Origin of the sequence: Desulfosarcina sp. BuS5 (assembly GCF_028752835.1) — a bacterium.
In the GTDB taxonomy this organism is placed as follows: Bacteria; Desulfobacterota; Desulfobacteria; order Desulfobacterales; family BuS5; genus BuS5.
In genome coordinates this window covers 3,653,874-3,667,556 of record NZ_CP087952.1, presented here as the reverse complement: position 1 = coordinate 3,667,556, position 13,683 = coordinate 3,653,874, and the positions used below count along the sequence as shown (strand labels likewise).

Here is a 13,683-nt window from a genome sequence, read left to right as displayed (position 1 = left end):
ATTTAAACGCAGGAAATGTCTTTTAATCAGACCAGAATGGAATTGAAACAAAACCGGTCTTCGGCCGCATGAGCTTTGCACATCTCTTTTAATCAGACCAGAATGGAATTGAAACATAAAAACCTGGTCAACATTTGCAACAGCCTGGGCGCTTTTAATCAGACCAGAATGGAATTGAAACTTTTGAGCCCTTTTTACTATACCATCCCTCTTTTTTTGCTTTTAATCAGACCAGAATGGAATTGAAACCCGGCAACATATCCGGTTTCAGTAGAAGAAGCAGCCTTTTAATCAGACCAGAATGGAATTGAAACAAAACAGGGATTAATGCTGGTAAAAGAAATTTTAAGGCCTTTTAATCAGACCAGAATGGAATTGAAACATTGGCAGTATAGAACATAAAACGTATAAAGGCAGGTCTTTTAATCAGACCAGAATGGAATTGAAACAAAGCAAATTTTGAACGGCGGCGGCGGCGGCAAGGACTTTTAATCAGACCAGAATGGAATTGAAACGCAAATCGAAAACTCAGGACGAATGAAACAATTAATCTTTTAATCAGACCAGAATGGAATTGAAACTTATGATGACCGCATAGTGTTTTGCATTTATCGAGATCCTTTTAATCAGACCAGAATGGAATTGAAACTTTCGCGCGCCAGCTCAAATCGCAGTCATCGTGTAAGCTTTTAATCAGACCAGAATGGAATTGAAACCAGAAGATTATGCTGATTATAGATACGATGTTACACTTTTAATCAGACCAGAATGGAATTGAAACCTAGAAATCTGATAAGTGCTGTTTCTACGCAACTATCTTTTAATCAGACCAGAATGGAATTGAAACAAAGTTGTTTCAGGAGCATAAAGCCGGATAAAAAAGGCTTTTAATCAGACCAGAATGGAATTGAAACAAAAAAGGAGTAAAAAACTGAAAGCATTGTCTATTCCTTTTAATCAGACCAGAATGGAATTGAAACATTTTCATATTGAAGGATTGAAAGAATTAGAGATTCTTTTAATCAGACCAGAATGGAATTGAAACACTTTTTGGTTTACTCCGGTTGCAACCGCTGCAAAACTTTTAATCAGACCAGAATGGAATTGAAACATCTAAAACAGAAACTGGTGCTTGGGTTAATGAGGGCTTTTAATCAGACCAGAATGGAATTGAAACAAGCTTACCCTGTTGATATTCTCTGCCTTCATACCTCTTTTAATCAGACCAGAATGGAATTGAAACAAATTTTTATCTGCTGAAGCATCCGAGGAATGGGACACTTTTAATCAGACCAGAATGGAATTGAAACCGGATATCAAGGTGCATAAAGAAAAGATTATGGTTCTTTTAATCAGACCAGAATGGAATTGAAACATGCGGGTTTTATTTTCGGCAACTGTTTTGATTTTACTTTTAATCAGACCAGAATGGAATTGAAACAAATCCAACATGATTTTTTTTTGGCTTTTGATTTGCTTTTAATCAGACCAGAATGGAATTGAAACAGCGAAGAGATTGAACCAGAGTCGGATTTGAAGGAACTTTTAATCAGACCAGAATGGAATTGAAACGAAAAAGGATTGAAACCATAGAATCTTTCGTAGCTCCTTTTAATCAGACCAGAATGGAATTGAAACGAGGAACGGAAAAAACAATTCGCAATTAAGGAAAACGCTTTTAATCAGACCAGAATGGAATTGAAACATTCTCTATTTTCTTTCGTTACTACCCAGAAAGGTGACTTTTAATCAGACCAGAATGGAATTGAAACCATTCATCCCGCATAAGCTGCGCATTCGACGTGAACTTTTAATCAGACCAGAATGGAATTGAAACAAAGAAAACCATTCAAAAATCGTTTTCTGTGTAGTACTTTTAATCAGACCAGAATGGAATTGAAACTTATCCCCGTACAGCGTGGCGTTCTGGCCGTCTGGCTTTTAATCAGACCAGAATGGAATTGAAACAAAAAGGCTTAGAAGAACTTCAGACACTCGTTGACAGCCTTTTAATCAGACCAGAATGGAATTGAAACCCAAATCAGCCGACATCAACCGGCCTGCAACCTGCGCTTTTAATCAGACCAGAATGGAATTGAAACTCCCAGGAGTTACCCAGGGGAAAACGAAGAAATTTAACTTTTAATCAGACCAGAATGGAATTGAAACTTTCAAGGATATATTTTTCTTGTGCCGTCCACTGCTCTTTTAATCAGACCAGAATGGAATTGAAACCCGGCAAGGTAAAGCAGAACGTCATACACAGCGTACTTTTAATCAGACCAGAATGGAATTGAAACGACGCACGGCAAACTCGGCCCAGCCTGTAGTAAGAACTTTTAATCAGACCAGAATGGAATTGAAACAATCTGCTATGGGTGGCGCTGAAAGCCTGGATCAGGCTTTTAATCAGACCAGAATGGAATTGAAACGGGCATATCGTGTTTTTACAAAAGATTCACTGCTTCCTTTTAATCAGACCAGAATGGAATTGAAACTTTATCAGCAGTGAATATTCGGTCCGGAGCGGAGACCCTTTTAATCAGACCAGAATGGAATTGAAACGTTAAAGTAGTATGTAATGCTGATGTTATTGATGGCCTTTTAATCAGACCAGAATGGAATTGAAACATTGTAACAATGTTCGGGAACGCCTATGTGGAGGACACTTTTAATCAGACCAGAATGGAATTGAAACTAATCTTTTTCACGATAGAAGAAATCGTAATCCCCGCTGTTAAGTTCCACGATAAATTGAACAGAAAAAGGGGAAAATTTTCAAATTAATTTGACCAGTTTGAAAATTTTTCATTTTATTTGGCTCATAATTTGAAGTAATTCAACCCCGAATTCTCTGATGAAAGAAAAAAAAGCTTAATATATTTTGGCATGCCGTTCGTTTTTGCTGCAAAGTGCATTATTATGTAAGCTTAATTGAACCTAAATATATCAATTAGTGTGAGAATTCCAAAATCTATGACTCTTTCCCCTACCCCTTGGAAGGGGGAGCGTGTGTCTTTTAAAAAGTTTTAAAAACAGTAAAAAATGTAACAAAATTTATCTCAAATAAAATGGAAAAATCTAAGTCTGGTCAATTTAATTAGTGTCTGAACGAAAATATTTTTATCACGAAAAAACAATCACTTAGCTATTTAATGGTCAACGAAGTTTTCGCATAAAATTACTTTTTACTTCTAAAAAATATTTTACTTTTTTCTTCAGTTATGATATCAATCTAATTGATATCATAACTGATGTTCTTAATGTTTGAACATTGCTTTCTTTTAACAGGTCATAAAAAAAAGTAAAATTTCGGTGGAAATATATGCGAAAAGTTATCGATATGCAAATAAAATTTGGAGAGACGGCTATTGCTAATATTCAGTTTGATCCACATTCACGGGATGAAATTCCAAAACTTCTTCGGGGCTTGCAATCTATCTGGTGTAACCGTGAAATCAGGGATCAGGTTTTTGATGCCTTAAAAGGAATTATTCCTGAAAACGTTAATCCAAAGAATGGGCGCAAGGGTATGGATTTATGGAAAATATTTGTGCTTGGGACATTAAGATTAAATTGCAATTGGGATTATGACAAACTTCTTGAAATGGCCAATAACCACGGCAAATTGCGTCAAATGCTTGGGCATGGGAAAATGAATGCGGATTACAAATATGCTTTACAAACATTAAAAGACAATATTTCCATGTTTACTCCAGAAGTCCTTGATAAAATTAATGTAATTGTTCTTGGTCATGGTTATAAAATTGTCGGAAAAAAATCTGAAGAAACTTTGAAAGGAAGCTGCGATTCTTTTGTTTTAGAAACAAATGTTCATTATCCTACAGATATTAATCTGCTTTTTGATGCAGCTCGGAAAGTAATCATCTTGATTATGTGCCTTTGTGACAAATTAAATATTTCTGATTGGAGACAAGGCAAAAGCAACCTTCGCAAAATAAAAATCCTTTTCAGGAAAGCTCAGCAATTAAAAAGATCTACTTCAAAAAATGACGACAAAAAGGCTGAAAGAGAACGATTGATTATAAATGCTCACAAGGCATATATTGAATTGGTTCAATCATGTATTGATAAAACCAGGCAAACTATTGATTCAATTCAGTTTCCAGGCATAATATCATCTTTTATAATTGATAGTATAAAAAAATACATAACGGATGCCGACAAGCAAATAGATCAGATTCGCCGGAGAGTTATTGAAGGCGAAACAATTCCTCATCACGAAAAAGTTTTTTCAATTTTTGAGAAGCATACTGAATGGATCAGTAAAGGCAAGGCCGGTGTCCCTGTGGAATTAGGTCTAAAGGTTTGTATTGTCAAAGATCAATATGGCTTTATTCTCCATCATCGTGTCATGCAGCATGAAACCGATGATAAAGTTGCTGTTATTATGGTAGAAGAAACTCAAAAAAAATTTCCTGATTTTAAAAGCTGCAGTTTTGATAAAGGCTTTCATAGCCAGGATAATCAAAAAAAGTTAGCGGCAATACTCGATAAAGTTATCCTTCCCAGAAAAGGAAAGCTTTCCGCAATAAATAAAGAGATTGAAAATTCAGAAGAATTTATTAAGGCCAGACATAAACACTCTGCCGTTGAGTCTTCGATTAATGCTTTGGAAAATCATGGTCTTGATCGTTGTCCTGATCATGGAATACATGGTTTTAAACGATATGTCGCCTTAGCTGCAGTAGCACGAAATATTCAAATTATAGACCATGTACTTCAACAAAAAGAAATAAAAGCATTACAGCGCGCCAAGCAAAAAATACAAAAAGCAGCGTAATTTTTGCTTAAAAACACTTTGATGGATAGGTGTGTCCAATTTTAGGAAATATTTCAATTTTATAGGATTTTATTATCTTTATTACAGGATGAACCAATAATTGGTTTTATCTGTTAATAATTTTGAACAGCGAAGCTAAAAAAAAATTAAAAATTATCGCCAGCAAAACCTGAAATTAGGGGTTTTCGTTCAGCCATTAATTAGGAAATTAATGCCAGAATAATGTGCAACTTAGGAACGGGGACGAAATAACTTCCACAAGTAGGCGCACAGATTTAGGTTAGGTTTGTTCGATCTAAAAGTATAAAAGTTGCAGGAATAGCAAGCTATTTCAAGATTTTTATACTTTTATATCGGGCAAAGATGGCCTGAAGCTGTGATGTATAGTTGGGGAAGTTATTTCGTCCTCGTTCCTTAACAACACCCCAGCCTTAAACAGCAGGAGTTGTTGATTGCACAATATGAGATCCATAACCTGGGCATCCTATCGCAACGCTAAATCGATAACCGCGTCAGTTTTTCCGGGAAGAGCATAATCTCTTGTCAGACTTTTTTTTGTGTGCATGGGAACCAGGCCGACGCTGAAGTCGTATTTCATAGCAAGACCCAAAACCGTCTTGATGACATCCAGTGCCCCTGAAACCACCACGTGGCCTACCCCGTCAAGCAATCCTTCAGGATCCTGCATCATTGTGTCAAATGCAACAGGGGTTATTTTTACACCAAAAGGATTGTTTTGGAGTCGCTCGATCAGATCCTTGGTATCCTGAGTGTAAACAAACAGTGCGGAGTCTACATGATCTGTCATAAATATGTTCTCCCAAGCCAAAGATGGCCATCAAAGTAACGATCTTCGTCCTTGATTCCAGCTAAGCCATAGATGATAAGATTCAAATACTGTAACGCTTTTTTTCGAGGTCCTTTTTAAGGTAGGATCTTTATCTTTTGTGAAATCAGTCGGTTAAAAAAATATTGCAAAAAGGAAGATTTGCAAAATATTGTAACGATCAAATAAAATTTCATTTTTAGCCATAGAGCGCTAAAATGAAAAACATAAGGCAGTTAATATTTATCCAATGAAATAAAATACTTAGGAGTAATTAATGCGGCTACAAAAAGAAAATGTCTCCAATTGAAGACAAAGTGCAAATCCTGTAAATTTAGCTTTTTCGAATTTTTTCGACAGATAACATGTTATTTTGATCGTTGCAAGTATAATTTCAAAAGCCGGGTAATACGGCGGAATAAGCTGGGTACTTTTTTAAATTTCAGATGGATAAGCGGCGGGATAAAATCCAGCCAAGGCGTTACATTATTTTGTCATTGATTCGGGGGTAAGGCGTTACACTATTTGAATCTTAGCACATAGATTGTCAGATAATAACCCTGTTTTAAAATTTGGCACAAGGCCAGGGGGGGCAGGGGTTCAAAATCTTGACCCCCTACTCCGACGACCGATAACGCAGTAAAATTATTTATGTGACAATCTATAATACGATGCATCTGAGTGGGGAGCTGAATCTGAAAATTTATTCAACCAGGATAAGGTGTTGTCGGATAATTTTGTAAAAAAGGACTTGAGACACTACGCCATAAAATATAACCCTTTTATGGGTCCCGTTTGTGGGTATTGTTTCGGATTATTTTGTTTCAGAGAAATAGAAACGGGGGCGAAATAACGTCCCCAACTATACATCATGGCTTCAGGCTGAATTTTGTGTGATTAGATGGATAAAATTTGGGCAGAAGCCTACATAACATTGATTTTCTTCAGACCATTCAACAATTTTTAGATAGCGATCAGAATTTTTCATTTTTTTGACTCCTCAATTGCCTTTTGAACATCCTTTTCTTGGTAGTGCAAAGCGTCAGTCCCAATTTTTCCTAAAATAATAACAGGCTTTGCCACTTTCGGATGAACAAAGTTCCGGTGACTTCCTTTCCCTCCACGATTAATAAATCCAGCTTTTTCAAGTTCTTTGATAAGTTGTTTTACCTTCCGTCAATAAAAATATAATATTATTTTGATACTGCTAAGTCAATTTTCTATTTAAAATGAGGCTCTTCCACTAATACGGTGCCGGCTCACGTCGGAACAAGGTAAAATCCCAGGGAGTTACATCCCGGAATCAGGGCTTGCGACTATTCCGGTGTCTATGTCGGAATAGTTTTGTAAAAAAGGGTTTGAGACACTATGCCATAAAATATAACCCGTTTATGGGGGGCAGGGGTCAAATCTTTTGATTTGACAAAAGGTTAAGTTCATCCGCTGATTTTTTTTCAATTAAAGCTCCAGCAGTTTCTTCTGCGCTTTCTACTTGATGATTATTTGATGTCTCCAATTTTTCCCTCATAGCGTCAGGAATGCGGATAAATTGTAAGCGCTGCAGATAATTGCAAGCAATCTTTATGCAAATTTTGAACAGCGCCGTTCGAATGTTACAAGCCCAGGAGCCATGCAGGGATGTCCCTTTGGAATACCCTTACATTCCTGTATCGGATTTCCCGATCATTCCCATCAAGCATTAAAAGTGTGTTGTCTCCGGCATCAAGGTTCGTATTCTGCAAGAGGAACGAAGACATTTCCCTTTCATAATTATCGTCATGAAGGGTTTTCGTAACTTGATACTTATCGAAATTACCGTCTTTGGAGCGCGCAATAAAATCTATTTCCTTTCCTGAAGAAAGAGCTCCGAAACAAATAGTTTTACGATCTCTTTTGAGCTTGAAAAATACAACATTTTCAAGCTATTTTGAAACATTACTCACGGAAGGAGGATACACATTGATCAGACCTGTATCAACCGCATAATACTTCCGGGTCGTGCCAAACAATTTTCCTGATTTCCAGTCGAACTTGTTTGTTTCGTAAATCGCAAATGATTTCAGCATGTACTGCACATACTTTATGACGGTTTCCTGCTTAATACTGGTGCCCACTTGTTTTAGATAGTTGGATATCTTTTAAAAGGATACGATGTTCCCTGCCGCTGAAAGCAGATAAAAAAGATCCTTTCCAAAACCATTGAATGCTTTATGTTAAACCGCTTAATAATATCATCCAGAATAACTTTACTGATAATGCCTTCAATATAGGAAAAACAGGCCGTGTCACTTTGAATGGTCAGGATTTCAGGGAGCCCGCCAAATTTCAAATATCGATAGAAGTGCTTTTCTCCTTTTAATTTCGATATCTTTTTCAACTGTTAACCGTAAACTGATAACCGTGAACGGTTAGGAATATCTTAAGCCTTATAAGATTCAGTCAAAAAATTGACATTCACTCAAGGCAGGGGCGGATTTCATATCCGCCAAAAATGATACAGGGGCAGAAATGGATTCTGCCCCTACACCTTGGCACATTAAATGCAGTAATCTTACCAGGAACTTTATAATATAGCCGGCAGCCGATAGCAGGATCATATTTGTTCATAGATATTACAATGCATAAAACCGAAGCAAAGGTGGTTTATCTTGATTATTACGGCCTTCGGGAAGCGCCGTTTTCCATAACTCCGGATCCGGAATTCCTGTTTGCTTCAGGTACCCACCAGAGCGTTCTCGACAGAATTATATACGGTATAGAAAATTGGTTCGGATTTATCCTGCTGGTGGGAGAAGTGGGAACAGGGAAAACGACTATTTGCAGATCTATCCTGGACAGACTCGAAAACAGAGCCAGGACAGTATTGATTATTAATCCTGCTGTTTCAGGAAAAGAGCTTATTTCCGGCATTCTGCATGATTTGAAAGTTACCCATCGCAAGAATGCATCAAAAAAGGAGTTGATAGATTGTTTAAACCGGTTTTTAATTAAAGTTGCAGATAACATTCCTGTAGTCGTTATTATTGATGATGCACAGGCAATGCCGTTTGATGCTCTCGAAGATCTCAGGCTTCTATCTAACCTTGAAACTGACAAGAAAAAGCTGCTTCAGATAGTGCTTGCAGGCCAGCCTGAACTGGCGGAAAATATTTCCCGCAGAGAATTAAGGCAGCTTCGGCAAAGGATTTCGATCGACTGCCGTCTTGATGTTTTGTCAAAAAACGAAATCGAAGGATATATCCGGCACCGGCTTTATATCTCAGGAGATAATGGCCGCATCTGCTTTACGGGCAAAGCGCTTAAGCTGATATTTCGATTATCAAGGGGGATACCAAGATTAATCAACAAGCTTTGTGATTATGCTTTAACCGCAGGTTATATAACAAACGACTATGTGATCGACCGAAGTCATGTAAAAAAAGCAGAAAAAGAACTTTTTAGTCCTGTTTTTAAAAATAATTTTTTTAAAAGCGCTGGATTGCGAGCCTCCTCATGGAATATGGTAAAGTATTGGCCGGTTTTGCTCTTTCTGATTATTTTACCGATGGCGCTTTGCTGGCGGGATATTATTCCCTCTACTATTTTATCCGTCAAGGCTTTGACAAAACAAGAGATAGCGTCATGGGTAATAAAAAATCAACACGTTGCTGATAATACAAAAACCGGATTTTATAAAATACCGGACCAGAATGGGAAAAATATTTATAGTAAAACTGATGGGGCTAAAAAATTTCAAAATCAGATAACTGCAGTTAAACAGGTTGAAGGTGAAAAGAACTGGGTTATACAGGTAGCCTCTTTAAAAAAATCAAAAGCTGCGGATAGAATGGTTGCAGAACTTCAAAATAAAGGTTTTCAGGCCTTTACTCAAAAAAAAGAGGTTCCGGGCAAAGGCGTCCGGCACAGAATCCGAATCGGTTATTTTAAAGATATTGATCAAGCCCGTTTAGCGCAAACAAGATTAAAATCGCTAAACTATCAAGGAGTAATCTATTAATTTTTTGCGAAAAAATGGAGCTGAGGATGAGCCTGTTAAACGATGCCTTGAGAAAAAATAATGCCGGGCGTAAAAAAAAGGAACCACTCGATGCGCCGGAATTAAAAATAAACGGCGCGTCAAAAATAAAAACCTGGTTAAAGCTTTCAGCCTGTGGCGGGGTCGCATTTTTTTTAGCGCTTTTTATCTGCCGGCAGGTTTTTTTCTGTTCCGATTCCGACGGCATGGAACAAAAGCCTGGTAATTTTTTTAATGCGGCAAAACATACGCCGGAAAAGGTCGAACCTGTTTTAACCTGTGAAATAGCGTCCAGGAAAAAAAGCGGTTTTTCAAGCGCGCCTGAAAAAAAAGAATCACAAGCTGAAAAGGTTATTTCTGAGCCGGAAGTTATTGCCAAAATTGATTTGCCTGTAAAAAAGAAAGACACAAGCAATAAACTTTTAGCAAAAAAAAAATTTTCCTCCAAAAAAAATAAACAAAAAGAAAATTATGAAAAAAAGGTAAGATCAGAGGAAATTTTTTATAAAAAAGCCTTAACATATCAAAAAGCAAACAGGTTCAATCAGGCAATCCGGATGTACAGGGAAGTTTTGAAAAATAATCCTGAGCGCCGGGATGCGCTGTTAAATATAGGAGCATGCTATATAAAAATTTCCGAGTTTTCAAACGCAATCATATATCTTGACAAGCTTAAAACCCTGGAAACCGGATCTTGTGATGGATTGATAAACATTGCGGTTGCGCAGATCAAACTGGGTCGGTTCAATAAAGCCCTTGTCTGCCTGGACGAAGCGGAAGCGCTGATAAAAATCCCGCGATTCGAAATATTTCTTTATCGCGGGTTGGCTTTCAGCCGGCTTAATGAACCGGATCAAGCCTTAAAGTGGTACCGCAAGGCAGAGCAGCTTGTTCCGAAAAATTCTCTTTTACTTTTTAACATGGCAATTTTATTTGATAAGCAGAAGATCTATCCCGAGGCGGTAAAATACTATTCAGCCTGTTTGGGAGGCGCTGATTTACTCTCGGATGAGGAACAAAAAGCCGTTAAAAAACAGGTAGGCTTGATTAAGAGATTTATGAAGCCGCGCGAATATGCCGGCCTGAAAATTACCGGAAATAAAAAGGCAAAATGAAAAAAAGAATCGGAGATATTTTGGTCGAAATGGGGTTTATAGACAATGACCAGATAGAATTGGCCTTTGTTGAAGCAAAAAAGACAGGCCTGATGCTGGGAGAGGTCCTGTTAAGGCTGGACTGGATTAGCGAAGAAGAGCTTCAGATGGCTATTGCCGTTCAAAGCGGGGCTGAAATGCTCAATACCTCCACCGTGGAGATTGACCGGGGGCTGATTTCGCAGATACCTGTCGATTTTGTAAAAAAAAATTCAGTTTTTCCCTTTGCCAGAGTCGATAAGACCATCAAAGTGGCCACTGCCAATCCTTTTGATGTGATTGCCAAAGACAATATTGCCAGAATGACCGGCTGCCGGGTGAAAACATACCTGGCGCCGGCGGAATGGGTTGCAAAGTCAATCAGGCTCTATTACCAGACAGCAGCAATGGTCGATAGTGAAATAGAAGAGATAACCCGGAGCGGAGCGGAAAAAGGGACGCAGGACGAAAACCGGGTAATCAGGCTTGCCGGGCTGCTTGTGGAAAAAGGGCATGTTCTGGGGGCCAGTGATATTCACGTAGTGCCGGATACAAATCTGGTCAGAGTCTTTTACCGGGTTGACGGGGTGCTTCTGCAGGAATATCTTTTCCCCAAAAAATTTCACCAGGGTCTTGTAACCCGTTTTAAAATTATGGGCGACATGGATATTTCAAATCCGAACATACCGCATGACGGCCACATCAAATATCAGGGCCCGGCCGGCAAATTTGATCTCAGAGTTTCCACCTTTCCTACTCATCTTGGCGAAACCGTTGTAATGCGGCTCCTGATTTACAGCAGTGTTGTCGGTGAAATAGAAGATCTTGGTTTTGAAAAGGATGAGCTTGCAAGATTTTTGGCAAATTTAAAGAGGCCTTATGGTCTGATCCTTACAACCGGCCCGACCGGGTCCGGCAAAACCACCACCCTTTATTCAGCTCTTATGGCAGTGAACCGGCCTGAAATTAATGTGATGACTGTTGAAGATCCGATTGAATATGTAATTCCCACAATAAGGCAGACCGGGGTAAATCCAAAGGCGAATTTTACATTTTCCAATGCATTAAGAGCAGCCATGCGGCAGGACCCGGACATAATCCTGGTAGGAGAAATCAGGGATCGGGAAACAGCCGAGCTGGCCATGCGGGCTTCGATCACCGGCCATCTGGTTCTGTCAACGCTGCACACCAATGACGCTGCTTCCGCGATCAACAGACTTATCGATATCGGAATTAATCCCAGCACCCTGGCGTCTTCACTCTCTATGGTTGTGGCCCAAAGGCTTATGCGACGTATTTGCCCGCAATGCCTCAACGTAAGGACTGCTGCGTCAGACGAAAAAGAGCTCTTTATCCGGCACGGCATCAAACCGCCTGCAAAAATACCAAGCCCCGGAAAATGCGACAGCTGCCACCGGTCCGGCTACAGCGGCCGTACCGGAATCTATGAAATCATGGTTGTTAACAGGGCGATAGTCGAGATAATCCATGCTGGAGCTCTGAAAGCCTCTATTGAAGATGCAGCGGTAAAGGGAGGAACAAATCTTTTAATAAAACAGGCCTTAAAAAAAGTAGCCCGTGGTATTACATCCATGGAAGAGGTCTTCAGGGTGGTTGCAGATGCCTAATTATAAATACAGCGCAATTGATAAATCAGGCAAACTGGTTAAAGGAACAGCGGCTGCCATTGGAGAAGAGAACCTGGAAAATCGTCTGCAAAATGATGGCTTGACTCTGATTAAAGCAAAGCAGGTTAAAAGCAATATTTCCAGTTTTTTTTTAAAAAAGAATAATGTCAAGCCGAGAATTTTGATCGAATTTTATCACCGGCTTTCCCAGGCTATGAACCTGGGGCTTCCGTTGATGTCTGCCCTGGATGAAAACGCCAGGTCACTCCCTTCGGCTCGATTAAAAGATGTGGTTGGCGAGGTTCGGGTTGCCGTTGAGAGCGGCAATACTCTTTATGAAGCCATGAGCCGGTATCACAAAATATTTGGGAAATTAGACCTCGGCATAGTCAGGATGGGCGAACTTGCCGGAGTTTTGCCGAAATGCATGAGTGATTTGGCTGATTTTCTGGAATGGAAGGAGGATATCAGGTCAACCCTTAAAAGAGCTGCCATGTATCCTGTTTTTATGATGGTTGTGATTGTTGCTGTAATAGGTGTCTGGGTTGGATACGTTCTGCCGCAGATGGCCGCAGTGTTGATTGAGATGGGGGTAAAACTTCCCGGCATAACAGAGACGGTTTTAGGGCTAAGCGGTTTTGTCCGGGCCAACTGGTTATTTTTAATCGGGTTGATATTCGGATCTCTGGCCGTATCTATTTTTTATTGTAAAACAGTAAATGGAAAAATCAGGTTTCACAAATACCTGCTAAAGGTCCCTTTAATAGGAACGGTTATCGCAAATTCTGTTTTTGCCCAGCTAAGCCACAATTTTGCCACAATGTACAGGTCGGGAATGAAAATAACCGATATTTTCGATATCCTGGCGAATAATGTGCTCGGGAACAGGTATGTTGAAAAGCGTCTTGAAATTGTGTTTCAGTATATCCAGGAAGGCCATCAGATTGCTGAAGGTTTTGAAACGGTAAATATTTTTCCGCCGTTGCTGCTTGGCGCTATCAGAAGCGGGGAGATAACAGGTACCCTGGATGATTCTTTTAAACGCCTGGGGGATTATTACGATGGTGAAGTCAAGCGAAGCGTTCAGACCATGATAAACGCGGTTGAACCGGCCACCATAATTTTTTTGGGGGCTGTTTTTGGTATTATTGTTTTATCTATTTTGCTGCCGCTTTATGATGTAATCGGGTCATTTGGAAGCGCTTATTAATTTATTGGACACGGATTTGCACAGATAAACACGGATTGGGTAAAAAAAAACCATTCGTAGAAATTAT

Annotated in this window: 7 protein-coding genes and 1 CRISPR repeat array (1 of these 8 cut by a window edge); of the genes, 5 read left to right on the top strand and 2 right to left on the bottom strand. The window is 39.2% G+C overall.

Annotated features, from left to right (window positions below):
• Positions 1 to 2,698: direct repeats of the CRISPR family, unit length 30 nt; unit sequence CTTTTAATCAGACCAGAATGGAATTGAAAC (it extends 710 nt beyond the left edge of the window).
• Between the two features lie 627 nt (positions 2,699 to 3,325).
• Positions 3,326 to 4,804, top strand: coding sequence for an ISNCY family transposase (locus BuS5_RS17750; RefSeq protein ID WP_027355345.1), 1,479 nt, complete (start codon positions 3,326 to 3,328; stop codon positions 4,802 to 4,804).
• A 484-nt stretch (positions 4,805 to 5,288) separates the two neighbouring features.
• Here BuS5_RS17750 and BuS5_RS17745 read toward each other — a convergent pair whose 3' ends face one another.
• On the bottom strand, positions 5,289 to 5,612 hold the full coding sequence (locus BuS5_RS17745) for a hypothetical protein (protein WP_274427840.1): 324 nt from the start codon (positions 5,610 to 5,612) through the stop codon (positions 5,289 to 5,291).
• A 1,002-nt stretch (positions 5,613 to 6,614) separates the two neighbouring features.
• Complete coding sequence (locus BuS5_RS17740; protein ID WP_157487422.1) at positions 6,615 to 6,788, bottom strand: hypothetical protein; 174 nt, start codon at positions 6,786 to 6,788, stop codon at positions 6,615 to 6,617.
• A 1,441-nt stretch (positions 6,789 to 8,229) separates the two neighbouring features.
• Between BuS5_RS17740 and BuS5_RS17735 the strand changes: the two genes are divergently transcribed.
• From BuS5_RS17735 to BuS5_RS17720, 4 genes are read left to right on the top strand one after another with little or no spacing between them, the layout of a single operon-like run.
• Complete coding sequence (locus tag BuS5_RS17735; protein ID WP_051374890.1) at positions 8,230 to 9,627, top strand: AAA family ATPase; 1,398 nt, start codon at positions 8,230 to 8,232, stop codon at positions 9,625 to 9,627.
• Positions 9,628 to 9,653: 26 nt separating this feature from the next.
• Positions 9,654 to 10,760 (top strand): tetratricopeptide repeat protein, encoded by a 1,107-nt coding sequence (locus BuS5_RS17730; RefSeq protein WP_198012275.1) that lies wholly within the window; start codon positions 9,654 to 9,656, stop codon positions 10,758 to 10,760.
• Positions 10,757 to 12,406, top strand: a complete 1,650-nt coding sequence (locus BuS5_RS17725) for a GspE/PulE family protein (protein WP_027354333.1) — start codon at positions 10,757 to 10,759, stop codon at positions 12,404 to 12,406. Before BuS5_RS17730 ends, BuS5_RS17725 begins: the two co-directional genes overlap by 4 nt.
• Entirely contained in the window at positions 12,399 to 13,616 is a 1,218-nt protein-coding gene (locus BuS5_RS17720; protein WP_027354334.1) for a type II secretion system F family protein, read from the top strand. The genes BuS5_RS17725 and BuS5_RS17720 overlap by 8 nt, the downstream gene beginning before the upstream one ends.
• Positions 13,617 to 13,683: the final 67 nt, after the last annotated feature.

What these genes read in the sequence shown, in the direction of transcription:
- BuS5_RS17750 (WP_027355345.1), top strand. Translation starts at nt 3,326, where the DNA reads ATGCGAAAAGTTATCGATATGCAAATAAAATTTGGAGAGACGGCTATT.
- BuS5_RS17745 (WP_274427840.1), bottom strand. Translation starts at nt 5,612, where the DNA reads ATGACAGATCATGTAGACTCCGCACTGTTTGTTTACACTCAGGATACC.
- BuS5_RS17730 (WP_198012275.1), top strand. Translation starts at nt 9,654, where the DNA reads ATGAGCCTGTTAAACGATGCCTTGAGAAAAAATAATGCCGGGCGTAAA.
- BuS5_RS17725 (WP_027354333.1), top strand. Translation starts at nt 10,757, where the DNA reads ATGAAAAAAAGAATCGGAGATATTTTGGTCGAAATGGGGTTTATAGAC.
- BuS5_RS17720 (WP_027354334.1), top strand. Translation starts at nt 12,399, where the DNA reads ATGCCTAATTATAAATACAGCGCAATTGATAAATCAGGCAAACTGGTT.